This is a genomic window from Methylococcus capsulatus str. Texas = ATCC 19069, from assembly GCF_000424685.1.
Taxonomy (GTDB): domain Bacteria; phylum Pseudomonadota; class Gammaproteobacteria; order Methylococcales; family Methylococcaceae; genus Methylococcus; species Methylococcus capsulatus.
This window is the reverse complement of sequence record NZ_AUKJ01000016.1, coordinates 291,034-316,215: the sequence shown is the minus strand read 5'-3', so window position 1 is coordinate 316,215 and position 25,182 is coordinate 291,034. Positions and strand designations below refer to the sequence as shown.

Here is a 25,182-nt window from a genome sequence, read left to right as displayed (position 1 = left end):
ATTCAGTCCTGCCGCTCCCCGGCCTTCGTTGCCCCCGCCAGCAGTTTCTGCAGTTCGCCGCTCTCGTAAAGCTCCATCATGATGTCGCTGCCGCCGACCAGCTCCCCGCGAACGAACAACTGGGGAAACGTCGGCCAATGGGACACGAGCTTCAGGTTTTCACGGACCTCGGGCGCCTCGAAGACGTTGACGAAAGCGTATTCAACGCCGCACTTGTCGAGAATCTGAACGGCTCGTCCGGAAAATCCGCATTGGGGAAAATCGGGCGTCCCCTTCATGTACAAGATGACGGGATTGTCTGCGATCTGGCGCTTGATATTCTCGATCACGTCCACTGTTTGCCTCGTTCACTTCGGATGAAACCTGTCGATTTTTCGACACCCACCCCGAAACGTCAAGCGGAACGACCGACGGCCCGGCACCTGCCAGCCCGGTTGAAACGGCCTGCCGTATCGGGTCGATGAAGTTCTTGTGCTGTTCCCTCTTTTCCGTTAACCTTCCGAACTTCATCTAGGCAGTCTGGTTCGACTGCCTTTTGTTTTTTCGGGTTTTTCCGCACATCGATGACGAGCAACATCATGCCGACTTATGCCCGGCAACCCGTGACGTTCACCCACGGCGAGGGGGCCTGGCTTTTCGACACCGAAGGCAAACGCTACCTCGACGCCGTTTCCGGCGTCGCCGTCTGCAGCCTGGGCCACGCCCATCCGGCAGTTGCGAAGGCCTTGTGCGATCAGGCGGGGCGGCTGGTCCACTGCTCCAACCTCTACCGTATCGGGCTGCAGGAAGACCTGGCCAAGCAGCTGTGCGACCTGAGCGGGATGGACAATGCCTTCTTTTGCAACTCAGGCGCCGAGGCCAATGAGACCGCGCTCAAGATCGCGCGCCGTTACGGCCATCACCGCGGTATCGACACCCCGAAAATCGTCGTCATGGAAGGGAGCTTCCACGGCCGTACGCTGGCCACGCTGAGCGCCACTGGCAACCCCAAGGTGCAGGAAGGATTCGCCCCCCTGGTCGGCGGCTTCGTCCGGCTCCCCTACGGCGACGCGGAGGCCGTCGCCGCCGTCGACGACCCCGACGTCGTCGCCGTCCTGGTCGAACCGGTGCAGGGCGAAGGCGGGGTCCGCATTCCGCCTCACGACTACCTGGCGCGGCTCAAATCGCTGTGCGAACACCGCGGCTGGCTGCTGATGCTCGACGAAGTACAAACCGGCATGGGCCGTACCGGCCGGATGTTCGGCCACCAACATACGGGGATCACCCCGGACGTGATGGCACTGGCGAAAGCGCTCGGCAATGGCGTGCCGATCGGTGCCTGTCTCGCCCGCGGCGTGGCCGCGGAAATGCTCACGGCCGGCAAGCACGGCTCCACCTTCGGCGGCAATCCGCTGGCCTGCGCTGCGGCCCTGGCGGTGATCGACACCCTGACCCGGCAGTCCCTGGCCCAGCGGGCGGAGATCCTCGGCCAGCGACTGCTGGACGGCTTCCGGACCCGCCTGAGCGGACGTCCCGGCGTCATCGAAATCCGAGGCATGGGCCTGATGATCGGTCTCGAACTCGAGCGCCCCTGTACCCGCCTCGTCGGGATGGCGCTGGAGCAGGGCCTGCTCATCAATGTCACCGCGGAGCGGACCGTGCGCCTGCTCCCGCCCCTGATACTGACGGACGCCCAGGCCGACGATCTGGTGGAGCGATTGTGCTCCCTCGTCGAAGCCTATCTGGACGCCGCCGGCTGATATCACCGATCCAGCAGATTCGCCATGAAACCGCGTCATTTCGTCACCTTGCGCGATCTCAGTTCCGCCGAATTCCGTGCGCTGATCGCCCGCGCCATCGATCTCAAGGCCCGGAAGGAACCCTACGAACCCCTGAAAAACAAGGTCCTCGGAATGGTGTTCGAAAAATCGTCGACCCGCACCCGGGTGTCGTTCGAGGTCGGCATGGCCCAGTTCGGCGGCAGTTCCATCTTCCTGTCGCCGCGCGATACCCAGCTCGGGCGCGGCGAGCCGATCGAGGATTCGGCACGGGTTTTGTCCCGCATGGTGGACTGCATCATGCTTCGCACCCACGCCCATCGCACCGTGGAAATCTTCGCCGAGTATTCCAGGGTGCCGGTGATCAACGGGCTGACGGACCGCTTCCACCCCTGCCAGCTGCTGGCAGACATGCAGACCTATTTCGAACACCGGGGAGACATCGCCGGCAAGACCGTTGCCTGGATCGGCGACGGCAACAACATGTGCCAGACCTACGTCCACGCCGCCGGACTGCTCGATTTCCGGTTGCGCATCGCCTGCCCGCCGGGGTACGAACCCGAAGCCGAGCTGGTCGAAGCGGCGGGGAAATGCGTGGAGGTTGGTCATGACGTCCGGACCGCGGTGAACGGCGCCGACCTGGTTGTGACCGACGTCTGGGCCAGCATGGGGCAGGAGAGTGAGCAGACCGAGCGCACGGGCGCGTTTCGGGACTACCAGGTGAATGCGGCGCTCATGGCCCTGGCCCACGCCGACGCGCTGTTCATGCACTGCCTTCCCGCCCACCGCGGCGAGGAAGTGTCCGCGGAGGTGCTGGAAGGGCCACAAAGCGTAGTCTGGGACGAAGCCGAAAACCGGCTGCATGCCCAGAAAGCCTTGCTGGAATTCCTGCTGACGGCCTGAAGCGGTTTACCGGCCGCCTTGGGGACTCCGCTGTCGGCGTTATAATTCCGGTTTCGATGCAGGACATGACCCGTCCCCATCTGCATTCGTCCGTACTCTCATTGGTGTTCGGCCCGAAATGAAAAGGACCCTAGCCTGTTATCTGCTTGCCGCTGCCTCGGCAGCGAGCGCTGCACCAGAACACGGCCGCGTGCCGGCCGATGCCGCCCCCCCTCCGGCCCAGGTCTCGAAACCACGCGGCGGGCAAGTCGTTCTCCTGAAGGATTTCAATGAGGTCAAGCAGAAAAACCTCGAGCTCAAACAGAAACTCGCCGAACTGGAAAACGCGCGTAAATCGCTGGAAGCGGAGCTCGCCGGCCTGCGGGCCGGGCGGGAGGCGGCGGAATCGAACTCCCGCAGTCTCGGCGCGGAAAACGAGCGTTTGATGGCCGAACTGGCCGCGATCCGGCAGACTTCGGCCAATGCCCTTCAGATCGAAGCGGAACGCAACCGGCTGCGGGAAACCCTGGCGACCGTCGAACGTGATCTCGAAGCCAAGCGGCTGGAGAACCAGGCGCTGGCCGAAGACAGCCGGCAGCGCTGGTTCCTGATCGGCGCCGGCGTACTGGCCGGCGGCTTCCTGCTGGGCCTGATCGCTCCCCAGCTCGGTTGGCGCAGACGCAGCAGCTGGGATTCGTTTTGACGCATCTCATCCCCGCCTCCCCCGGCGAACCGGACATTCCACAAGGAAACTCATCATGACCGACAAGCACCCCCGTCCCCATTCGTCCCAGGTCGTCGACGGCATGGAGCGCGCCCCGAGCCGCGCGATGCTGCACGCCGTCGGCTTCGCCGATGCCGACTTCGCCAAACCGCAGATCGGCATCGCTTCCACCTGGGCGATGGTGACGCCGTGCAACATGCACATCAACAAGCTCGCCGAGGACGCAGCACGCGGCGTCGACGGCGGTGGCGGCAAGGCAGTGATCTTCAACACCATCACCATTTCCGACGGCATCTCGATGGGCACCGAAGGAATGAAATACTCCCTCGTGTCGCGGGAAGTCATCGCCGACTCGATCGAAACCGTGGTGGCCTGTCAGGGTTATGACGGCGTGGTCGCCATCGGCGGCTGCGACAAGAACATGCCCGGCTGCCTGATCGCCCTCGCCCGCCTCAACCGTCCGGCGGTGTTCGTCTATGGCGGCACCATCCTGCCGGGCTGCCACGACGGCAAGAAGCTGGACGTGGTGTCGGTGTTCGAAGCGGTCGGCGCCCGCGCCAACCACCGCATCGACGATGCCGAACTGCACGCCATCGAATCCAATGCCATCCCCGGTCCGGGCTCCTGCGGTGGCATGTATACCGCCAACACCATGGCCTCCGCCATCGAGGCATTAGGGATGAGCCTGCCGGGCAGTTCGGCCCAGGTGGCCATTTCCCGCGCCAAGGAACTGGATTGCGAGCGGGCCGGCGCGCAGGTCCTCAAGCTCCTGGACCTGGGGCTCAAACCCCGCGACATCATGACCAAGAAGGCGTTCGAGAACGCCATCACGGTGGTGATCGCCCTGGGCGGCTCCACCAACGCCGTGCTGCACCTCCTGGCCATGGCCAACGCCTGCGGCGTCGACCTGAAGCTCGACGATTTCACCCGCATCGGGCGCAAAGTGCCGATGCTGGCGGATCTGAAACCCAGCGGCAGATACTCCATGGCCGAACTGGTGGAAATCGGCGGCATCCAGCCGCTGATGAAGACCTTGCTGGACGCGGGACTCCTGCACGGCGACTGCATGACCGTAACCGGCAAGACCCTGGAAGAAAACCTGGCCGACGCGCCCGACTACCCGGCCGGACAAGACATGATCCGGTCGCTGGACAACCCCATCAAAAAGGACAGCCATCTGGTGGTCCTGAGGGGCAACCTGGCGCCGGAAGGCGCGGTCGCCAAGATCACCGGCAAGGAAGGACTGAGCTTCACCGGCACCGCCCGCGTATTCGACTGCGAGGAAGCGGCGCTCACGGCCATCCTCGACGGCACGATCGTGAAAGGCGACGTCATCGTCATCCGCTATGAAGGCCCCAAGGGCGGCCCCGGCATGCGCGAGATGCTCTCGCCGACCTCGGCGGTCATGGGCAAGGGATTGGGCAAGGAGGTCGCCCTCATCACCGACGGTCGCTTTTCCGGCGGCACCCACGGCTTCGTGGTCGGCCACATCACGCCGGAGGCCTACACCGGCGGCCCCCTGGCGATCGTCCGGGACGGCGATACCATCACCATCGACGCCGAGACCCGCGAACTGATGCTGCACGTCACCGACGATGAAATCGGCCGGCGCCTGGCGCAGTGGACTCAACCGGCGCCGCGCTACACCAAGGGCGTGCTGGCCAAATACGCCAGGTTGGTGAGCTCGGCCTCGGAAGGCGCCGTCACCGACGACGGCCTCTGACACCGTCACGGCGACCATGGCCCGGCGCCTGCCGTCCCTGCGCGAGATGATCCGGGCGCTGATCGCCCGGCCTTCGGTCAGTTGCACCGATCCGCGCTTCGACCAGTCCAACCGGGCGGTGATCGACCTGCTGGCGGAATGGGCCGAAGCACTGGGATTCCGCGTCGCGATCCAGCCGCTGGCACACGGCAAGGCCAACCTGATCGCCAGCCTCGGGCCGACGGAACGTGGCGGAGGTCTGGCGCTGTCCGGCCATACCGACACGGTGCCCTGCGATCCCGACCGCTGGCACAGCGACCCGTTCACGGCGGTCGAGAAGGACGGGCGGATCTACGGCCTCGGCAGTGCGGACATGAAATCCTTCTTTGCTCTGGTGCTCTCCGCTGCGAGCGAAATCGACCCGGCTACGCTGCGGAGGCCCCTGCTGCTGGTCGCCACGGCGGACGAGGAGAGCTCCATGGCCGGTGCCAAGGCGCTCCTGCCGGAACAGCTCGCCCCGGCCCGCTGCTGCGTGATCGGCGAACCGACCGGCCTCAGGCCCATTCGCATGCACAAGGGCGTCATGATGGAGTCGATCCGCGTCCGCGGCCAGACCGGGCACTCCAGCGATCCCGCCCTCGGCGCGAACGCCATCGAGGGCATGCACCGGGTGATTTCCGAACTGCTGGCCATCCGCGAGGAGTTGCAGGAGCGCTACCGCGATCCGGCCTTCGCCGTGCCGGTGCCGACCCTGAACCTCGGCGCCATCCACGGCGGCGACAATCCCAACCGCATCTGCGGCCATTGCGAGCTGAGCATCGACCTGAGGCCTCTGCCCGGCATGGATATCGGGGAACTCCGCAGCCTGCTGAAGCGGCGGCTGGGACAGGCATTGCCGGCTTCGCCGCGGCTCGGGCTTTCCGTCGAATCCCTGTTCGGCGGCGTGCCGGCTTTCGAGACCCGGGCGGATGCCGATCTGGTGCGCAGCTGCGAGCATCTCAGTCACGCCCGGGCCGGCGCGGTGTCCTTCGGCACCGAGGCCCCCTTCCTGTCCCGGCTCGGCGTGGAAACCGTGGTCCTGGGCGCCGGCCACATCGAACAGGCCCACCAGCCCGACGAATACCTCCCGCTGGAACACATCGAGCCTGCAACTGCGATTCTCCGCGGTCTCATCGAGCGCTACTGCATCGCGCCGGCACCCTGACGGAGGATAGCTCGGGATGAATCCAGACATAGCTCCCCAGACCTTCGTACGCTGGCTCCGTAGCGCCGCTCCCTACATCCATGCGCACCGGAACCGCACCTTCGTCGTCAGTTTCGGCGGCGAAGCCCTGACCGATGGGCGCTTCGCGGAGCTGGTCCACGACTTCGCCCTGCTCCACAGCTTGGGAGTCGGGCTGGTGCTGGTGCACGGTACCCGTCCTCAGGTCGAGCGGCGCCTGCGCAGCCGCGGTGCGGAACTGCGCTACCACCAGGGTCTGCGGATCACCGATGCGACCGGGCTGGAATGCGTGCAGGAGGCCGCCGGCGCCGTCCGTGTCGAGATCGAGGCCCTGCTGTCGATGGGCGCCGCCAATTCACCCATGGCCGGGGCACGGATCCGGGTGGCCTCGGGCAATTTCGTGGTCGCCAAACCTTTGGGCGTACGCGACGGCGTGGATTTCGGCTACACCGGCGAGGTGCGCCGGGTGGACGCCGGGGCGATGCGCCGGCTGCTGGACGAAGGCAGCGTGGTTCTGGTGTCTCCGCTCGGCTATTCCCCCACCGGGGAAATCTTCAACCTCAGCGCCGAGGAGGTGGCGACTGCCGTGGCCGGAGCCCTCGGGGCCGACAAGCTTCTGTTGCTGATGGAACAGCCCTGCGCCGGTCCCGACGGCCGGATGATCCACCAGATCACGGTGCAGGAAGCCGAGCGTCTGCTGGAACGCGGCGGCCCGGCGGAACCGGGCGTGGCCGCCCACCTGGCCGCCGCCCTCAAGGCCTGCCGCTCCGGCGTGGCCCGCGCCCATCTGCTGGACCGCCACATCGACGGCGCCCTGCTGCTGGAGCTGTTCACCCGCGACGGCGTCGGCACCCTCGTCAGCGCCAATCCGTTCGAGGAATTGCGCCCGGCCCGCATCAACGACGTGGTCGGCATCCTGGATCTGATCCGGCCGCTCGAACAGACCGGCGCCTTGGTGAACCGCTCCCGTGAACGCCTGGAGACTGAAATCGAGGACTACGTCGTCATCGAGCGCGACGGACTGATCGTAGGCTGCGCCGCCCTGCATCCATTTCCGGCCGAATCCGTGGGCGAGTTCGCCTGCCTCGCCCTGCACCCCGAATACCGGGGCGAAAGCCGGGGCGAAAGGCTGCTGGAATTCATCGAGCAGCGGGCCCGCAAGCTCGGCCTGGCGCGGCTCTTCGCACTGACCACCCAGGCCATGCAGTGGTTCCGCGAACGCGGTTTCGAGCCCGCCTCACTCACGGACCTGCCTGCGCAGCGGCGTGCCAGTTACAGCCCCGAGCGCAACTCCCAGGTGCTGATCAAGACGATCAGGCCATGTGAAGTTCCCCGAAAAAGCTGAACACCATGCCGGACTCCGGAACGCTGTGCCTCCTCCAGCTCACCGATTCGCACATCCTGCCCGACGCGGAGTCCCGGTTTTACGGCAGTGACAGCGCGGCCAGCCTGGGCGCCGTCATCGACCATGCGAACCGGCGCCGCTTCGACCTGGTCCTGTTCACCGGCGACCTGGCGCAGGAGCCGGTACCGCAAAGCTACCGGCGGCTCGCCGGGATTTGTGCCGCACTGCCGGCGCCGTGCCACTGGCTGCCGGGGAATCACGACGAACCCGCGCTCGCCCGCCACGTCCTGGAATCCACGCCGCTGCTGCACCAACCCGTGATCCGGCGAGGCCGCTGGCTGATCGTCTGCCTGGACAGCACCGTACCCGGCTCGGCCGGCGGTTCCTTGTCGACGGGACAGTTCGACCTGCTGGAACGGACCCTGAGCCGCCATCCGTCGCTGCACACCCTCGTCGCCCTGCATCACCATCCCGTTCCCTCGGGGAGCGCCTGGATGGACACGATGATCCTGGACAATGCCGGCGAGTTTTTCGCCGTCCTCCGCCGGCACCCGCAGGTCAAGGCGGTCGTGCACGGCCATACGCATCAGGTCGCGGACGTGGAGATCGAGGGAACGCGGGTGCTGGGGACCCCCTCGACCTGCATCCAGTTCCGCCCCGCCAGCCAGACCTTCGCGCTGGATGCGGAACGGCCTGGCTACCGCTGGCTCGAGCTGGGTCCGGACGGTTCGGTGGCCACGGGGATCTGCCGGGTCGCGGTACCGCCGGCATCGGACACGGCCTGAGCGCCGGCCGGCCGGCCGGCCTGCAAAGCCCGCTGCAGTTCGCTCAAGGCCTGGCGGTAGACTTCCCGCTTGAAATAAACGACGTCGCTCAAGGGATGCCAGTAATCGACCCAGCACCAGCGGTCGAACTCCGGACGCTCGGAACAGTCCAACCGGATGTTGGCATCGGTTCCGGTCAGACGCAGGATGTACCAGATCTGCTTCTGGCCGATGCAAAGTGGATAAGAGCGCCGGCGGATGAAGCGCTCCGGAAGCTGGTAGCGCAACCAGCCCTTGGTGCGGGCGATGATTTCGACGTACTGGCGCTCCAGGCCCACTTCCTCGTAAAGCTCGCGGAACATCGCGGCATCCGGGTCTTCATCGACCTTGATGCCTCCCTGAGGGAACTGCCATGACCGCATGCCCGCCCGGCGCGCCCAGAACACCCGGCCCTCGTCGTTGCTGAGGATGATGCCGACATTCAAGCGATAGCCCTCGGCATCGATCATATCTCCCGCTAATCCGCCCATAATCTCCAACTGGTATACTGTTCCCGGTCGCAAGTGCCATAGCGTCGTTCCGCCGGCCATCGCCCCTGCCACCGCCCCAAAGGACCCGGTGGAAAGGCTCGAAGGCAGACGAAGCAGTACACCGCTGCGAAATTCCGTCAATGTATTTGGAATGTAAAGGAAACCCGTGACTCTGGCAATATTCGACCTCGACAACACGTTGCTCGCCGGCGACAGCGACTACCTGTGGGGGCGCTTCCTGGTGGACCGGGGCATCGTCGATCCCGAGATCTATGAAATGGCCAACACCCGTTTCTATGAAGCCTACAAGAACGGCACACTGGATATCGGCGAATTCCTGGAGTTCGCCTTGCGCCCGCTGAGGGAAAACGACCCCGAGCAGTTGTTTCGCTGGCGTGAATCATTCATCGAAGAAAAAATCCTGCCGATCATGCAAACGGCGGCGCGGGAGCTGGTCGAACGGCACCGCTCGGCCGGCCATACGCTCCTGGTCATCACCGCTACCAACCGCTTCGTGACCGAACCCATCGTGCGGCTGTACGGCATCGACAACCTCATCGCCACCGAGCCCGAGCTCCGCGAAGGCCGCTACACGGGCCGGGTCGAGGGCATCCCGTCCTTCCAGGAGGGCAAGGTCCAGCGGCTTTCGGCCTGGCTGGCGGACAACGACGGTCACGACCTGGAAGACACCTGGTTCTACAGCGATTCCCACAACGACATTCCCTTGCTCTCGCGTGTCGCCCATCCCGTGGCGGTGGACCCCGACCCAGTGCTGCACCGCACGGCCCAGCAACGGGGCTGGCCGGTGATCAGCCTGCGAGCGGCCTGACGATCCTCTTAGCCTTTGCGGATGAGGAAAAGGTGCGTCCCGGCCTCTTCGGCATAATCGACGAGCACATGGCCCGCCTGTTCGAGATAGACGCCGAAATCGAGGACCGATGCGGGATCGGTCGCCCGTACACGCACGGTCTGGCCGCTGCCCAGAGTCTGCAGGGCCTTTTTCAGGCGCAGCAGTGGCAGCGGACACATCAGCCCGCTGGTATCCAGCTCCTGGTCGATGACGATCATGTTTTTTGACTCCGTTGCCCGGGGCCTCATTCTAACAAAAGCCGTTCCATGGATTACCTGCCGATTTTCCTCAAGCTTCGCGACCTCCCCTGCCTGATCGTGGGGGGCGGCGAGGTCGCCGTCCGCAAACTCGGCCTGCTGCTCGATGCGGGCGCAGCAGTCACCGTGATCGCCGCCAGCGCCGAAGCGGTCATCGTCGAACTCGCCGACCGCGGCCTGATCCGACTACGTACCAAAGTTTTCGAGGCGACCGACAGCGAAGGTTTCCGGCTGATCATTGCGGCAACCGACGACCGCGCGGTCAATGCCGCCGTCGCAACCGCTGCGCGGCGACACGGCATCCCGGTCAACGTGGTCGATTGCCCCGACCTGTGCGACTTCATCTTCCCGGCCATCATCGACCGCTCGCCGGTGCTGGTCGCGGTTTCCACCGGTGGCGCCTCACCCGTGTTGGCCCGGCAGCTTCGCACCCGCATCGAGGCCTGTATTCCCTCCCGTTTCGGTACGCTGGCCCGGCTCGCCGCCGACTTGCGGGAACGGGTCCGGCAGGCGATTCCCGAACCGCGCGCCCGCCGCCATTTCTGGGAGCGGACACTGGAGGGGCCAGCCGCAGAACTGGCGCTGCAGGGGCGCGCCGAGGACGCAGAGCGCGTGCTGCTCGAAGCAGCGGACGCAGCCGCCCGGCAAGAAAGACCGGCGTGGGGCTCGGTCGCGCTGGTCGGCGCGGGACCCGGCGATCCGGACCTCCTGACGCTACGCGCTCTGCGCCTGATCCAGGAAGCCGACGTCATCGTCTATGACCGTCTGGTCTCGGCCGAGATCCTGGCGCTGGCGCGCCGGGACGCGCGGCGCATCTATGCCGGCAAGGAACGCAGCCGCCATAGCATCCCGCAGGACGATATCAATGCCCTGCTGGCGAATCTGGCCGCCGAAGGCAACCGGGTGGTCCGCCTCAAAGGCGGCGACCCCTTCATTTTCGGCCGGGGCGGCGAAGAGATCGAAACCCTGATGGCCTGCGGCATCCCATTCCAGGTCGTCCCGGGAATCACGGCGGCGTCGGGATGCGCCGCCTATGCCGGCATCCCCCTGACCCACCGCGCCCATGCGCATGCCTGCGTGTTCGTCGCCGGCCACCTGAAGGATGGAACCCTGCAGGATCTGGACTGGTCTCAGCTGGTCCAACCCCACCAGACCGTGGTGGTGTACATGGGCTTACAGGGCCTGCCACAGATCTGCGCCGAACTGATCCGCCACGGCGCGCCGCCATCCCGTCCTGCAGCGCTGATCCAGCAGGGCACCACCCGCGACCAGAAGGTCTTGACCGCCACGCTGGAAACGCTCCCGGACAAAGTCGCCGACGCGGGAATCAAGGCCCCCACCCTGATCATCATCGGCGAGGTGGTAGGGCTGCGGAAAAAACTCGCCTGGTACCGCAGCCGCCAGGAAACCGAGGGAAGGTCCGGAAACGGCTGACAGGGGCCCGGCTCAATCGGTAGGGGGTCCTTCCGCGCCGTTCCGGTCCTCGGACGGCTCCGCCGGATCGATCGGTTCACCGGGAATGGCGTAGTCCTCGTTGGCCCAACTGCCCAGATCGATCAGCCGGCAACGTTCGCTGCAAAATGGCCTGAATCTCTGCGTTTCGTTCCAGGGTACCGGCTTGCCGCAGCGGGGACAACGCACGACGGTATAAATGTGCGACATCGACAATGGAGCTTCAAAGCAGACAGACGGTCAGCTGGAAAGGCACATCCTCACTGCACTGGACGGGACGCTCGTTCGACAGGCCGGTGAGGAAACGGACCGTGAAACGGTGCTTACTGCCGCTGATTTCGGCGAAATAGGGCAACTCGATCGGCACCGCAACACGCAGCAGCTGCACCGCCGCGGCATGATCCAGATTTTTCTGGAAGAATCCACCATGGGCGGTTTCCCAGATGCCGGCGGCACTGTCACGGAGCAACCCGAGGATGAGCGCGATCCCCTCCTGGACGGGATGGAAACAGTCCAGCCATTCGGTGGCCTCGTTCCTTCGCCGCTCGACGTCCCGCTCCAGCCAGAAATGATAACCCGGCAGATCGAACGAACAGGTGCCGCCCGGAATCGCCGTCCGCTGCGCGACCGATTTGAACAGCTCGTTCTCCATCACCTGATAGCCGATCCGTCCGCTATGGCCGTAGATGCGCTGGGCGGCGGCATCGATCTGGCCGAGCACCGTCGCCAATGCGGCCTGGTCGATATGCTGGTTGCCCTGCATCTTGCCCAACCCGCCGCCGAGCCGATCGAGTTCCTTGAGCAGCTCCGACTTGATGTCATTGCGGGCGAGCAGCGCGACGATCTCGTTCAAGGTCGCCACGACCGCACGGCAATCCCAGACCGAACCGCCCTGGTTGAAATGCCGGGCCTGACGGAACAGTTGCTCCAGGCGCATAAACAAGCGCATCCGTTCGTTCAACGGAAACTCATAAACGATTTGATTCTTCAAGTTCGGGAAACCGGTCGGATTGGGGGATAGGGATATGCCCGCGGGATCGTCGGACCGGACGATCGGTCGACGGCGACATTGTCAACTTTGGTCCCCATTAGTCAAGCCGCGGCGAGAAGGCTGTAGCGCCTGTGCAAGGCATCCACCTCCGCCTCCAGGCCGGCGGTGTCGGCGGCATTGACGATGACGTCGTCCGCCGCCGCCAGCCGCTCACTGCGGGAGACCTGGGCAGCCATGATGGCCCGCACCTCCTCGGGCCGCAGACCGCTCCGCCGGACCACCCGCTCGATCTGGAGGCTTTCCGGACAATCCACGACCAGCAGGCGGTCCACGAACCGGCGCCGGCCCGTCTCCAGCAACAGCGGAACGGACAGCACGCAATAGCTGCCTGCCGCTCCCAGCACCAGACGCGCGAGTTCGGCATAGACCAGGGGGTGTACGATCCCTTCCAGACGCTTGCGGGCCTTCGGTTCGGCGAACACGCGGCGCCGCAGCGCCGCCCGGTCCAGTCTGCCGTCCGCGCCGAGGATGTCGCTGCCGAACGCCCGGGCGACGGCCTTGAGCGCCGGCTGTCCCGGCTCCAGCAGTCGGTGTGCCACTTCGTCCGCCTCGAACACCTCGACGCCGCGTGCGGCGAACATGCGGGCGACCGTGGACTTGCCGGCGCCGATACCGCCCGTCAAACCGACTACGAGCATCGTTATGCTAGCCTCCAGGAGCGGCCCAGCGCCAATAGGCGTCGTTGAGCGCATTTCCCCACAGCAGGGCGATCCAGCCACCCGCCGCCAGAAACGGCCCGAAGGGAATCGGCGTGTCCCTCCCCTTGCCGCCGACTGCCAGCGCAACCGAACCGATCACCGCACCCGAGATGGATGAGAACAGGATGATGACCGGCAGCATCGGCCACCCCATCCAGGCACCGAGCATGGCGAGTAGCTTGAAGTCGCCGAACCCCATGCCCTCCCGGCCGGTCAGGAGCAGAAAGCCGCGATGCACCGTCCATAGCAGGAGATAGCCTCCAACGGCACCGTACAGCGCCGTCTCCAGACTGCAGAAGAGGCCTTGGGCATTCAGCAGCAGCCCCAGCCACAACAGGGGAAGCGTGATGTCGTCCGGCAGTACCAAGTGATCCAGGTCGATGAAAGCCAGGGCGATCAGGCCAGCCGTTAGGGCGCACGCCGCCAGCGCCTGCCAGGACGCGCCGAAATGCCAAGCCACCATTGCGAACAGCACCCCCGTGAGCGTTTCGACCAAAGGATAACGCCAGGAAATCGCCGTGCCGCAAGCGGCACAACGGCCACGCAGCCAAAGATAGCTGAACACGGGGACATTCTGCCAGAACCGGACCGGCGCCTGGCAGTGCGGACACTGCGATCCGGGTCTCCACAGGTTGTATTCGGCTTCCCCCACCGGCCGTCCGGTGCCGGGCTCGAGCAACTCCCCGCACTCCCTGCGCCAGGCCTGCTCCATCATGAGCGGCAGGCGGTGGATGACCACGTTGAGAAAACTCCCGATGATCAGTCCGAACGATCCGCAGAGGGCAACCCCCGCCGGCCCGGTCGGCAACAACATCATAAAGTCGGTCAAAGATCCCCCCCTTCAGACGACGGAACCCAGTTTGAAAATCGGCAGATACATGGCGATCACGAGCCCCCCGATCAACACGCCCAGAACCACCATGATCAAAGGTTCGAGCAGGCTGCTCAACGAATCCACGGCATTGTCCACTTCTTCCTCGTAGAAATCGGCGACCTTGGACAGCATGCTGTCGAGCGCCCCCGACTCCTCGCCAATCGCCACCATCTGCATCACCATGTTGGGAAACAGATTGGCCTGGCGCATCGACATCTGGAGCTGCTGGCCGGTGGATACGTCTTCGCGCATACGCATGACCGCTTCACCGTAGATGATGTTTCCGGTCGCCCCCGCCACCGATTGCAATGCCTCGACCAGGGGCACGCCGGCCGCGGACATGGTGGACAAGGTCCGGGCGAAGCGCGCGACGGCGGCCTTGCGCAGGATGGCGCCGACGACCGGCAGCCCCAAGGCCAGCCGGTCCAGCAGATGATTGAACGCCGGCGAGCGCTGCCGGGCCTTCACGAACGCCGCGGCGGCTACGCCTAGCGAGCCGAACACCACGTACCACCAGTCCCGCAGCCAACGCGAAAGGTTGATCACCATCTGGGTGAAGGCCGGCAGATCGGCGCCGAAGCTCTTGAACAGATCCTCGAAGGTCGGCACCACGAAAATCAGCAAGATCGACGTCACGATCACCGCAACCACGACGACGGCGATCGGATAAGCCAAGGCCTTCTTGATCTTGCCCTTGAGGGACTCGGTTTTTTCCTTGTAGTCCGCCACCTTGTGCAACAAGGTTTCCAGCACGCCGGCCTGTTCGCCGGCCCGGACCAGATTACAGAACAGCTCGTCGAAATGGACCGGGTGCTTCGACAGGGCATCCGCCAGGGTCGTGCCGGCTTCCACGTCGGCCTTGATGCTCATCAGCAGATCCTGCATGGCCGGATTGTCATGGCCGCGGCCCACGATGTCGAATGCCTGGACCAGGGGAACCCCGGCCGACAGCATGGTCGCCAACTGGCGGCTGAATACGGCGATGTGCTTGGGCGTGATCTTCTGGCGTGGACCACTGAAGAGGGGCTTGGGCTTCTTCTTGATCTTGACGACGCGGATGCCCTGGCGCCTCAGCTCCGTGCGCGCCGTGATCTCCGACCGGGAGCTGATTTCACCCCGGGTCCGGCTGCCGTTCCTGTCCAGGCCCTCCCAGACGAACAAAGCGGTTTCCTGGTTCGCCACGTGCTCAGTCCCTCGTCACGCGGTCGATTTCCTCGAGGCTGGTGATACCCGCCTTCACCTTCTTCAAGCCAGACTCCCTCAGATCCGCGATACCTTCCGCATGCGCCTGCTCGGTCAGGGCCATCACGTTCCCTCCCTCCAGGATGATGCGGTTGATTTCTTCCGAAATCGGCATGACCTGGTAAATGCCGACCCGCCCCTTGTAGCCCTTCACACATTGATCGCAGCCCGCCGGCCCGAACAGCGTGAAATTGCCGATGTCTTCCTCCCGGAAGCCGGAGGCGAGCAGGACCTCGGGCGGCACTTTCTCCTCCCGCTTGCACCGCGGACAAAGCCGGCGGGCCAGCCGCTGCGCCATGATCAGCAGCACGGAGGAGGCGATGTTGAACGCGGGGATCCCCATCTGCATCAGACGGTTCAAGGTCTGCGGGGCATCGTTGGTATGCAGGGTCGACAGCACCAGATGCCCGGTCTGGGCCGCCTTGACGGCGATTTCGGCGGTTTCCAGGTCGCGGATCTCGCCCACCATGATGATGTCAGGGTCCTGGCGCAGAAACGCCCGCAGCGCCTCGGCGAAAGTGAGGCCGGTCTTGTAATTGACATTGACCTGGTTGATCCCCGGCACTGTGATCTCGACCGGGTCCTCCACCGTGGAGATGTTCGCTTCGACGCGGTTGAGGAGGTTCAGACCGGTGTAGAGGGTAACGGTCTTACCGCTGCCGGTGGGGCCGGTAACCAGGATCATGCCATAGGGCTTTTCCAGCGCACGCAGGAAATTGTCCCGCTGTTCCGGCTCGAATCCCAGCATTTCGACGCCGATCTGGGCCGAGCTCGGATCGAGGATACGCAGCACGATCTTTTCCCCGAACAGCGTCGGACAGGTATTGACGCGGAAATCGATGGCGCGGGAGCGCGACAGCGTCATCTTGATGCGTCCGTCCTGGGGAATGCGGTGTTCCGCGATATCCATGCGCGACATCACTTTGATGCGAGCGCAGATCTTGACGCCCAGCGCAGGCGGCGGATTCGCCACCTCATGCAGGATGCCGTCGTGCCGGAAGCGGATGCGCAGGAACTTTTCGTAAGGCTCGATATGGATGTCCGAGGCCCCCTTCCGCACCGCGTCCAGCAGAAGGCGGTTGACGAAGCGCACGATCGGCGCATCGTCGATACCGGAGATTTCCGGCTCGGCGTGCGGGCCTTCGTCGTCCCCGGCGGTGATCTGCAGACTGTCCAGATCCTCTTCGAGCAGCTGCTTCAGGCTGGTATCCGCCGCATCCAGGACCGCCTCGATGCAGCGCGAAAGCTTGTTCTCCTCGACCAGGACACAGTCGGTGACGAGACGGGTCTGGAAAGTGATTTCATCCAGTCCCAGGAAATTGGTCGGATCCGAGACCGCGACGAAGAGGTGATTCCCCCGTCGCAGCAAGGGCAGGATGTGATGGCGGCGTATCAGCTTCTCGCCGACCCACTGCGTGGGGGGAATGTCGAAGACGACTGCGTCCAGATCGAGCAGGGGCAGCCCGAACTCCTGGTGGGCGACCTGGGCGATCTGGAGACCGTCCAGGATCTTGTTGGCGACGAGATAGCTGACGAAAGGGGTGTTCTTCCTGCGCGCATCCTCGAAGTACGCCTGGGCGTCCGCCTCCGAAAGCAACTGGGCCTTGACCAGGCTTTTCGCCAGACCGCTCAGCTGCTGGACGCCGGAAACCGCCGCCATGCTCAGGCCATTCCCCCGAACCCCGCCGATCGTGAATCGGACGGGACCATCACAGCGCCTGAATACGTTCTTTCTGGGCGACCAGAGAAGCCAGACCGGCCTGCAGATCGGCCAGACGGGCCTTCTCTTTTTCCACCACCGCCGGCGGCGCCTTGCTCAGGAAAGAGGCATCGCCGAGCTTGCCTTCCAGCCGCGGCAGCTCCTTGCCCAGGCGCTGGATTTCCTTGTCCAGCCTGGTCAGCTCGGCCTCCTTGTCGATCAGGCCCCGCATTGGGATGAGGACGCGCAGCTCGCCCACCAGGGCGATCGCCGCTTCCGGTTCGGGCTGGCCCGGCGCGAGCCAGTTCAGGCTTTCCAGCCGTGCCAGTTTCTCCAGCAGCGGGCCCGAACGTGCCGACCAGACCCGGTCCTGGCCGGTGCCGTGACTCAGCAGCACCGGCAGCGGCCGGGCCGGAGCGAGGTTCATTTCCGCCCGGATGCGGCGCACTCCCAGGATCACCTCCATCACCCAGGCCATTTCACGCTCGGCCTCGGGATCAGCGAGAGCCGGATCGACTTCAGGATAGCTTTGCCGCATGATCGTGGGCGCGAATGCTCCCGTCAGCGGCGCCACCCGGGTCCAGATCTCCTCGGTGATGAACGGCATGAACGGATGTGCCAGCCGCAGCAGGGACTCCAGAACCCCCGCCAGCGTCTGGCGGGTGCCGCGTCGTTCGGCCTCGTTGCCGGACTGGAGCACCACCTTGGCCAGCTCCAGGTACCAGTCGCAGTATTCGTTCCAGACGAACTCGTACAGGGCCTGAGCCGCCAGATCGAAGCGGTACTGACCCATCGCCTCGGTCACAGTGCCGACGGCGGCTTGGAACCGGCTCCTGATCCAGCGGTCCGGCAAACTGTAGCTGCAGGCGCTGCCGCCCGAGCCGCAATCCTGCCCTTCGGTGTTCATCAGCACATAACGCGCCGCGTTCCACAGCTTGTTGCAGAAGTTGCGGCAACCCTCCACCCGTTTCAGGTCGAAACGGATGTCGCGGCCGGTGGACGCCAGCGAGGCGAAGGTGAAGCGCAGTGCGTCGGTGCCATAGGACGGAATGCCCTCGGGGAAGTCCTGGCGGGTGCGCTTCTCGATCCGCGCAGCCATCTGCGGCTGCATCAACCCCTGGGTCCTCTTCGCGACCAGATCCTCCAACGAGATGCCGTCGATCAGGTCGATGGGGTCCAGCACGTTGCCCTTGGACTTGGACATCTTCTGGCCTTCGGCATCGCGCACCAGCCCATGGATGTAGACCTCACGGAACGGTACGTCACCCATGAACTTGAGGCCCATCATGATCATCCGGGCCACCCAGAAGAAGATGATGTCGAAACCCGTGACCAGGACGCTGGTGGGATAGAAGGTGTCGAGTTCCGGCTTGCGCTCGGGCCAGCCCAGGGTGGAGAACGGCCACAGGGCGGAGGAAAACCAGGTGTCCAACACGTCTTCGTCCTGCCGCAGGGGGATGGACGCATCGAGGCCATGCTTCGCGCGGACTTCCTCCTCGGAACGGCCGACGTAGACCCGGCCTTCGCCGTCGTACCAGGCCGGAATGCGGTGTCCCCACCAGATCTGCCGGCTGATGCACCAGTCCTGGATGTTGTACATCCACTGGTAATAGGTGTTGCTCCAGTTTTCCGGCACGAAGCGGATGCGCCCCTCCTCCACGGCCTTGATGGCCGGCCCGGCCAGGGGACCGGCCTTGACGAACCACTGATCGGTCAGGAATGGCTCGACCACCACGCCGGTACGGTCCCCGCGCGGCACCATCAGCCGGTGCCCTTCGATCTTCTCGATCAGACCGAGTTCGTTGAGATCATGGACAACCAGGTCGCGCGCCTCGTAGCGGTCGAGGCCGTGGTACTTGGCGGGAATATCCGCCCTCGGAAGAATCGCCGCGCCCTGATCGAATATGCTGATCATCGGCAGGGCGTGGCGCACGCCGATGGCGTAGTCGTTGAAGTCATGGGCCGGGGTGATCTTGACACAGCCAGAGCCGAATTCGGGATCCACATACGTGTCGCCTATCACCGGGATCTCGCGGCCGGTGAGCGGCAGCCGGACCGAATGGCCGATCAGGTGGCGGTAGCGCTCGTCCTCCGGATGTACCGCCACCGCAGTGTCGCCGAGCATGGTTTCCGGCCGGGTGGTCGCCACCACCAGATGGCCGCTGCCATCGGCCAGTGGGTAGCGCATGTGCCAGAGATGCCCCTGCTCCTCCTCGGAGATCACTTCCAGATCGGACACGGCGGTATGCAGCACCGGGTCCCAGTTCACCAGGCGTTTGCCGCGATAAATGAGTCCCTCCTCGTAGAGGCGGACGAATACCTCTCGCACGGCCCGCGACAACCCCTCGTCCAGAGTGAAACGCTCGCGCGACCAGTCCAGCGAGGCTCCCATGCGGCGGAGCTGACGGGTGATGGTGCCGCCGGAAGTCTCCTTCCATTGCCAGACCCGCTCGATGAACGCCTCGCGGCCCAAATCGTGGCGGGTCTGACCGACGCCGGCGAGCTGGCGCTCCACCACCATCTGGGTGGCGATGCCGGCGTGGTCGGTACCGGCCTGCCAGAGGGTGCGGTCGCCCTTCATGCGGTGGTACCGGATGAGGACATCCATCACCGTGTCCTGAAAGGCGTGCCCCATGTGCAGGCTGCCGGTGACATTGGGCGGCGGGATCATGATGCAGTAAGGCGCGCCCTCGCCCACCGGGGCGAAGAAGCCGGATGCCTCCCAGTGCTGATACCAGCGCTGTTCGATGGCGTGGGGTTCGTAGACTTTGTCCATGGATTTCAAAGAGATGAGCGAAGCCGGTCGGCGTCGAAGCCGGCGTTTTCCAGCAATTATAATATTGTTAATGATATCCAACCCGCCGGAAGGGGCTCGCCTCGGCTTCGAGGTCGACCATGGTGGGGCTCAGCCCCTCGCTCCGATAATGGCGGAAATGTTCGCGCTTGAGTGCCCGCGCGGCATCATCCGGCCCGACCAGCTCGATCACGCGCCGGAAGCGGCGGAATGCCTCGGGCACGGCAGAACCCAGATTGATCATCACATCGTCGAACCCGACGGGCGGTTCCCGGCCCACCGCCACCGGACAAGGGCCGGCAGCCGTGTGACCGGTCACTGCGCGGTGTGGGACGAAACTGCCCTGCCGGAAAGTCCACAGCATGTCGTCCAGTTGCGCCGCCTCGTCATCGGTATCCGTCACCAGGAACACCGTGTGTCCTTGGCGGTAGGCCTTCTCGGTCAGCCGGCAGGCGTAGGACAACAGGCTTTCACCGGCCGGCAGCAGATAGAAATCGACCCGGGTCATGCCGCCCGGTCGATGAGGTATTGCACCAGGAGCGGCACCGGACGGCCGGTAGCGCCCTTGTCGGCTCCCGTTTTCCAGGCCGTCCCCGCGATGTCGAGATGCGCCCATTTGAAGTCTTTGGCGAACCGCGACAGGAAGCAGGCGGCGGTGATGCTGCCGCCATCCGGCCCACCGATGTTGGCGACATCGGCGAAATTGGACTTGAGCTGTTCCTGGTAATCGTCCCAGATCGGCATGCGCCAGACCCGGTCCCAGGTGGTTTCGCCGGCCCGGGTCAACTGCTCGCACAGCGCGTCGTCATTGCCCATCAGGCCGCTGGGATGACGCCCCAGCGCCACGATACAAGCCCCGGTCAGGGTCGCCACGTCGATCACCGCGACGGGGTCGAAACGCTTGGCATAGGTCAGCGCGTCACACAGGATGAGGCGCCCTTCCGCGTCGGTATTGAGGATCTCGACGGTGATGCCGGCCATGCTCCTGACGATGTCGCCGGGCTTGTTGGCATTGCCATCCGGCAGATTCTCGGAAGCCGGCACCAGACCGACCACGTTCAACGGCAGCCCCATCTCCGCCACCGCCTGGATCGCGCCGATGACGCCGGCGCCCCCGCACATGTCGTATTTCATCTCGTCCATGTTGGCGGCAGGCTTCAGGGAAATACCTCCCGCATCGAAGGTCAGACCCTTGCCGATGAGGACATAAGGCCTGGCCTTGCCGCCGGCACCACGGTATTCCAGGACGATCAGCTTGGCCGGCTGGCGGCTGCCGCGCGCCACCGACAGCAAGGCTCCCATACCCAGTTCCTCCATGTCGCTCTCTTCCAGCACCGAAACCTTCAGCTTCTTGTATTCCTTGCCGAGCTTCAGCGCCTGTTCGGCGAGGTAAGCGGGTGTGCAGACGTTCCCCGGAAGATTGCCCAGGTTGCGGGCCAGGGTCATGCCGTGGGCGATCGCCTGACCCTCCCGGATTCCCGTTTCGACCGGGGCCGCATCCTGATCGGAGGCCAACAGGAATTGCAGCCGGGACAGGCGGGGCGGATGGTCTTCGGCAGACTCCCCCTTCATCTCCCGGAAGCGGTAGAGCCCGCTTTCCAGCAGCTCGATGGCCTGACGGATCTTCCAGTCCGCCCCCCGCTGGCCAACCTCCACCTCGTGCAGAGCCGACACCGCATGCTTGGCGCCGGATTCCTTCAACACCTTGAACGCCGCCGCCAGACTTTTACGATAGGCGGCGACGTTCAGCTCCTCGCGTTTCCCCAGCCCGACCAGCAGCACCCGGTCGATCCGGCCGCCCGGCACATGGTTGACCAGCAGGGTATCGCCGGCCTTGCCTTCCACGTCATCGCGCTTGAGCAGCCTGGCCAGCAGCCCGTCGAACAGCGCATCCAGCGCCTCGGCCGTGGGTGCGAGTTTACGCTTCTGGAACACGCCCACGATCAGACAATCGGTCGAAAGCCGCTCCAGCGTGTCAGTTCTTGTCGAATACTCCATGCTATCATCCGCCTGCTTTTTAGTCGCCCGGCACCGCCGCGTCCACACGCAGCCCAGCCGCCGGAAAAGCTGCTAGGTTAGTATGAATCCGCCGCCTTTTGAACCCGGAAAAGCACGCCGTTCCTTCGGACTCCCGACGATCGACCGTTTGATTGCAGGCGAGCTGGCCAAGACCCTGCTCGCGGTGCTGTTCGTTCTGGTGACCATCGTCGTCAGCCGCAAGTTCCTGGCCATTCTGGCGCGCGCGATCGAAGGCGAAGTCGCCACTGACACGATCTTCACCCTGCTGGGCCTGAAGGTCGTCGTCACCCTCGCCTCCCTCCTGCCGGCCTCGGTGTTCCTCAGTGTACTGATGGTGCTCGGACGCATGTACCGCGACAACGAGATGACGGTGTTCGCCTGCGCGGGCGTCGGTCCCCTCAGGATTTACCGCTCCATCCTGCTGTTCGCCGGGCCGGTCTGCGTACTGGGCGCATTCCTTTCCCTGCAGGCGATGCCATGGTCCGAACGCTTGAGCCAGGAACTCATCAGTAAGGACGAGAAAGGCGCCGACGTGCGTGGCATCAAGGCCGGCCGGTTCAACGAATTCAGCCAGGGCGACGTGGTGCTGTACGCCGAGCAGCTGAACACGGACAAGACCATGAGCCGGGTTTTCGCGCAAAGCCGTCGCGGCGACGAAACCGGTATCGTCATCGCCGAAAGCGGTCACATGGAAATCAACGACGTGGGCGACCATTTCGTGGTCCTGAACAACGGCCGCCGCTACCAGGGCGTACCTGGACGTGCCGATTTCGTGCTCAACGAATTTCAGGCCTATGGCGTGCGAATCAACCCGCCCGAGGGCAGCCAGGCGGCGCTCAAGCGCGAAGCCGCGGACAGCCTGCATCTGTGGATGTCGGGCCGGCCACGCGAACTCGCCGAACTCCAGCGCCGTCTGGCGGTACCGCTGGGCACCTTCACCCTAACCCTACTGGCAGTGCCGATCGCACGGACCTCGCCGCGCGGCGGCGTCTGGGGCAATCTCATCAGCGCCTTCCTGATCTACATCATCTACGAGAACCTGCAGAAGATATCGCAGGGTCTGCTCGCCACCGGCAAGCTATCGGTGTGGACGAGCTACGCCGGCATCTATGCCGTGATGCTGCTCGCCACGTCCGTCCTCCTGGCCCGCAATAGCGGCTGGCGCTGGGTGCGCGACACGGCGCTGGGCCGCCGATGAATACGCTGAACCGCTACATCGGCTGGGAAGTCATCAAGGGGGCGGCATTCGCTGCCCTGGTCCTCCTCGCCCTCCTGAATTTCTTCACCTTCGCCGACGAACTGCGCGACCTGGGTGAGGGCAACTACGGGCTGGGCAGCATCTTCCTCTATCTGACGCTGACCTCGCCCCACAGCCTGTACGAACTCATCCCTTCCGGCGCACTGATCGGCGGCCTGGTGGTGCTCGGCAACATGGCAAACAACCATGAACTGGTGGCGATGCAGGCCGCCGGCGTTTCCCGGGGTCGCATCGTCTGGGCGGTCCTGCGGGCGGGCATCGTGATCTCGCTGATATCGGTCGTCATCAGCGAATACGTCATTCCGCCGGCGGAACGGGCCGCCCAGATGCTCAAGGCCACCGCAACCCGCCAACAGGTCGCCTCCCAGACCAAGTACGGAGTCTGGATCCGGGACGGTAACGTTTACGTCAACGTCCGGGAAATCGAGAACCAGGAACGCCTGGGCGACATCCACATCTTCGAAATATCGCCGGACGGCCGCCCGGCCTTGGCCATGCATGCCGCGCGCGCCAGTTTCGACCGCGGCATCTGGAAACTCGAGGACATCGGCCTCACCCGCTTCGACCCCGCGGGGAACGCCGCCATCGCCGAACACAAGGAACAGGAGGATTGGTCCTCCGTCCTATCCCCGGACATGCTCGACGTGTTCATCGTCCGTCCGGAAAACCTGTCGGCACAGGACCTCGCCAAGTACATGGCCTATCAGACCGAAAACGCGCAGAAATCGCTGGCCGTGGAGCAAGCCTTCTGGGGACGCATGGTCAACCCGCTCATCACGCTGGCCATGCTCCTGCTGGCCATCCCTTTCGTGTTCAACGCCCGCCGTGACGTCAGCAGCGGGCAACGGATCGTGATCGGCGTCACGATCGGCCTCGGCTTTTATCTGACCAACAGAATGGTGTCCCATCTGGGACTGGTCTACGAAGTGAATGCCCCACTGACGATGGTAACACCTCCCCTGGTCGTCCTCTTCGCCGCCCTCGCCGCCTTCAGACGCCGCCCCTAGTCCTTTCAGTCGACCCTCAGCACCCGCACCCGGGAAACGATGTCCTGCAAGGTTCGGCGCTTGACGTCGAACCAAGCCCAGAAAGTCCCCAAGCCTAGCGTCAGAATGCCAGCCAGCAACCGGACCGCGACCTGGGACCCGCGCAAGGGCCCGGGATTTTCCGTACACAGCCGGATACGCCAGGCACGCATGCCCGGCGTCTGTCCGCCATGGGTCCAGAACCAGCCGAAATAAAGGAAAACGAACAGCGCCAGAAGCGCGGAGTACGCCGGATGCCCGGAACGAAACGCCTGCCCCTCGTTCAAAGGCAGTACGGCCGCCGTGACCGCGAACAGCAAACCTGCCAGCAGAAAAGCGTCGTAAAGAAACGCGGCGAAGCGGCGGAACACCCCCGCCACCTCGCCGCACCCCGGCATGCCCCCGTCCACGGGGCCCGCAGCGGATCTCATGGATTTCACGGAGGAATGGTCACTCCCGGCTCACCAGCTTTGCACCGAAATACATCGAAAGATAAATCAGCCCACCGACAAAGAGCATGTTGAGCACGACGGGAGGACGAACCAGCGGCATGAACATCAGGATGCCGATGTCGGCAACCAGCAGGCTGGTCAGGAGCGGATGACCGACGAACGTGTTGACGTCAAACTTGAACGGCATAGAACCTCCTCCAAAATTAATTATTGTGGACCCCCAAGGGTCGCTTTGGATTTTAGCCATCTGCCCGGTCTGGATTCCACCGGTCAGATCAGGGGAATTATAACCGTCCCCCGCCGTGCAGCTATCCGCCGACGCGATGACGGAGGGAAACCGGCGCAGACCGGACATCGGGTCGCCCCAGCGATCCCGTGAAGCAACGGCCAGCGCGCACGCCGGGTCTCGGCCTTCGTGGACAACCCCGAACCAAGCCTCCCTGAACGAGCAAGCATCCCCGCTGCCGCGGCGACACGCGCCGGCCGCCCGTTCGCGGCGGTCCATGACCGACGTGCCGCACCTCCGCAGAGTTCTCTGCGATCCCATACCTCGTACAGGCACCGGCCCGATCGACCCTCCGGCCA

Annotated in this window: 25 protein-coding genes; 11 read left to right on the top strand and 14 right to left on the bottom strand. The window is 64.6% G+C overall.

The annotated features are described in order from the left end of the window. Nucleotides 1–2 precede the first annotated feature (2 nt). A complete protein-coding gene (gene grxD / locus H156_RS0103630; RefSeq protein WP_010961321.1) occupies nt 3–335 on the bottom strand; it encodes a Grx4 family monothiol glutaredoxin in 333 nt (110 codons plus the stop codon). A gap of 228 nt (nt 336–563) precedes the next feature. On the opposite strand from grxD, the gene H156_RS0103625 reads away from it, so the two are divergent. The 7 genes from H156_RS0103625 to cpdA all read left to right on the top strand — a co-directional run bounded on the left by H156_RS0103625 (nt 564) and on the right by cpdA (nt 8,417). Further along, complete coding sequence (locus H156_RS0103625) at nt 564–1,739, top strand: aspartate aminotransferase family protein (protein ID WP_017366368.1); 1,176 nt, start codon at nt 564–566, stop codon at nt 1,737–1,739. A 24-nt stretch (nt 1,740–1,763) separates the two neighbouring features. Then, nucleotides 1,764–2,660 carry an ornithine carbamoyltransferase gene (gene argF / locus H156_RS0103620; protein WP_010961323.1) on the top strand — a complete coding sequence of 299 codons (897 nt, stop codon included), beginning with the start codon at nt 1,764–1,766 and terminating at the stop codon, nt 2,658–2,660. A gap of 118 nt (nt 2,661–2,778) precedes the next feature. Then, nucleotides 2,779–3,342, top strand: coding sequence for a TIGR04211 family SH3 domain-containing protein (locus tag H156_RS0103615; protein ID WP_026046083.1), 564 nt, complete (start codon nt 2,779–2,781; stop codon nt 3,340–3,342). A gap of 55 nt (nt 3,343–3,397) precedes the next feature. Next, on the top strand, nt 3,398–5,086 hold the full coding sequence (gene ilvD / locus H156_RS0103610) for a dihydroxy-acid dehydratase (protein ID WP_017366370.1): 1,689 nt from the start codon (nt 3,398–3,400) through the stop codon (nt 5,084–5,086). A 16-nt stretch (nt 5,087–5,102) separates the two neighbouring features. Next, nucleotides 5,103–6,269: an acetylornithine deacetylase gene (gene argE / locus H156_RS0103605; protein ID WP_017366371.1), complete on the top strand. Its 1,167-nt coding sequence runs from the start codon at nt 5,103–5,105 to the stop codon at nt 6,267–6,269. Nucleotides 6,270–6,285: 16 nt separating this feature from the next. Continuing rightward, nucleotides 6,286–7,632, top strand: a complete 1,347-nt coding sequence (gene argA / locus H156_RS0103600) for an amino-acid N-acetyltransferase (RefSeq protein ID WP_017366372.1) — start codon at nt 6,286–6,288, stop codon at nt 7,630–7,632. Between the two features lie 5 nt (nt 7,633–7,637). Then, a complete protein-coding gene (cpdA, locus tag H156_RS0103595; RefSeq protein ID WP_017366373.1) occupies nt 7,638–8,417 on the top strand; it encodes a 3',5'-cyclic-AMP phosphodiesterase in 780 nt (259 codons plus the stop codon). Here cpdA and H156_RS0103590 read toward each other — a convergent pair. Continuing rightward, nucleotides 8,330–8,905, bottom strand: coding sequence for an RNA pyrophosphohydrolase (locus tag H156_RS0103590; protein WP_010961329.1), 576 nt, complete (start codon nt 8,903–8,905; stop codon nt 8,330–8,332). The genes cpdA and H156_RS0103590 overlap by 88 nt on opposite strands. Before the next feature lie 187 nt (nt 8,906–9,092). On the opposite strand from H156_RS0103590, the gene H156_RS0103585 reads away from it, so the two are divergent. Beyond that, the gene (locus H156_RS0103585; RefSeq protein ID WP_017366374.1) at nt 9,093–9,755 is read left to right on the top strand and encodes a histidinol-phosphatase; all 663 of its coding nucleotides are present in this window, start codon (nt 9,093–9,095) and stop codon (nt 9,753–9,755) included. An 8-nt stretch (nt 9,756–9,763) separates the two neighbouring features. Here the strand turns inward: H156_RS0103585 and H156_RS0103580 are convergent, their stop codons facing one another. Further along, nucleotides 9,764–9,994: a sulfurtransferase TusA family protein gene (locus H156_RS0103580; protein ID WP_010961331.1), complete on the bottom strand. Its 231-nt coding sequence runs from the start codon at nt 9,992–9,994 to the stop codon at nt 9,764–9,766. A 48-nt stretch (nt 9,995–10,042) separates the two neighbouring features. Here H156_RS0103580 and cysG point away from each other — a divergent pair, with 48 nt between their 5' ends. Continuing rightward, a complete protein-coding gene (gene cysG / locus H156_RS0103575) occupies nt 10,043–11,467 on the top strand; it encodes a siroheme synthase CysG (RefSeq protein ID WP_017366375.1) in 1,425 nt (474 codons plus the stop codon). Nucleotides 11,468–11,479: 12 nt separating this feature from the next. Here cysG and yacG read toward each other — a convergent pair whose 3' ends face one another. The 9 genes from yacG to H156_RS0103530 all read right to left on the bottom strand — a co-directional run bounded on the left by yacG (nt 11,480) and on the right by H156_RS0103530 (nt 21,841). Next, a complete protein-coding gene (yacG, locus tag H156_RS0103570) occupies nt 11,480–11,695 on the bottom strand; it encodes a DNA gyrase inhibitor YacG (RefSeq protein ID WP_017366376.1) in 216 nt (71 codons plus the stop codon). A 13-nt stretch (nt 11,696–11,708) separates the two neighbouring features. Next, a complete protein-coding gene (zapD, locus tag H156_RS0103565; RefSeq protein ID WP_010961334.1) occupies nt 11,709–12,476 on the bottom strand; it encodes a cell division protein ZapD in 768 nt (255 codons plus the stop codon). Nucleotides 12,477–12,577: 101 nt separating this feature from the next. After that, nucleotides 12,578–13,174 carry a dephospho-CoA kinase gene (gene coaE / locus H156_RS0103560; RefSeq protein WP_017366378.1) on the bottom strand — a complete coding sequence of 199 codons (597 nt, stop codon included), beginning with the start codon at nt 13,172–13,174 and terminating at the stop codon, nt 12,578–12,580. 7 nt (nt 13,175–13,181) lie between these two features. Next, the gene (locus H156_RS0103555; RefSeq protein WP_017366379.1) at nt 13,182–14,051 is read right to left on the bottom strand and encodes a prepilin peptidase; all 870 of its coding nucleotides are present in this window, start codon (nt 14,049–14,051) and stop codon (nt 13,182–13,184) included. Nucleotides 14,052–14,075: 24 nt separating this feature from the next. After that, nucleotides 14,076–15,290, bottom strand: a complete 1,215-nt coding sequence (locus tag H156_RS0103550; RefSeq protein WP_010961338.1) for a type II secretion system F family protein — start codon at nt 15,288–15,290, stop codon at nt 14,076–14,078. A gap of 4 nt (nt 15,291–15,294) precedes the next feature. After that, the gene (gene pilB / locus H156_RS0103545) at nt 15,295–17,010 is read right to left on the bottom strand and encodes a type IV-A pilus assembly ATPase PilB (protein ID WP_010961339.1); all 1,716 of its coding nucleotides are present in this window, start codon (nt 17,008–17,010) and stop codon (nt 15,295–15,297) included. A gap of 49 nt (nt 17,011–17,059) precedes the next feature. Continuing rightward, complete coding sequence (locus H156_RS0103540; RefSeq protein WP_017366380.1) at nt 17,060–19,825, bottom strand: valine--tRNA ligase; 2,766 nt, start codon at nt 19,823–19,825, stop codon at nt 17,060–17,062. 67 nt (nt 19,826–19,892) lie between these two features. Next, a complete protein-coding gene (locus H156_RS0103535; protein ID WP_017366381.1) occupies nt 19,893–20,351 on the bottom strand; it encodes a DNA polymerase III subunit chi in 459 nt (152 codons plus the stop codon). Beyond that, nucleotides 20,348–21,841, bottom strand: a complete 1,494-nt coding sequence (locus H156_RS0103530) for a leucyl aminopeptidase (protein WP_017366382.1) — start codon at nt 21,839–21,841, stop codon at nt 20,348–20,350. The genes H156_RS0103535 and H156_RS0103530 overlap by 4 nt, the downstream gene beginning before the upstream one ends. Nucleotides 21,842–21,989: 148 nt before the next feature. Between H156_RS0103530 and lptF the strand changes: the two genes are divergently transcribed. Together lptF and lptG are read left to right on the top strand one after the other, a co-directional pair. Beyond that, the gene (gene lptF, locus H156_RS0103525) at nt 21,990–23,060 is read left to right on the top strand and encodes an LPS export ABC transporter permease LptF (RefSeq protein ID WP_238536913.1); all 1,071 of its coding nucleotides are present in this window, start codon (nt 21,990–21,992) and stop codon (nt 23,058–23,060) included. After that, the gene (gene lptG / locus H156_RS0103520) at nt 23,057–24,127 is read left to right on the top strand and encodes an LPS export ABC transporter permease LptG (RefSeq protein WP_010961344.1); all 1,071 of its coding nucleotides are present in this window, start codon (nt 23,057–23,059) and stop codon (nt 24,125–24,127) included. The genes lptF and lptG overlap by 4 nt, the downstream gene beginning before the upstream one ends. A 5-nt stretch (nt 24,128–24,132) precedes the next feature. On the opposite strand, the gene H156_RS0103515 is transcribed toward lptG, so the two are convergent. Together H156_RS0103515 and H156_RS17450 are read right to left on the bottom strand one after the other, a co-directional pair. Continuing rightward, a complete protein-coding gene (locus H156_RS0103515) occupies nt 24,133–24,576 on the bottom strand; it encodes an RDD family protein (protein ID WP_026046085.1) in 444 nt (147 codons plus the stop codon). Nucleotides 24,577–24,595: 19 nt separating this feature from the next. Continuing rightward, the gene (locus H156_RS17450; protein WP_238536914.1) at nt 24,596–25,102 is read right to left on the bottom strand and encodes a hypothetical protein; all 507 of its coding nucleotides are present in this window, start codon (nt 25,100–25,102) and stop codon (nt 24,596–24,598) included. Nucleotides 25,103–25,182 lie beyond the last annotated feature (80 nt).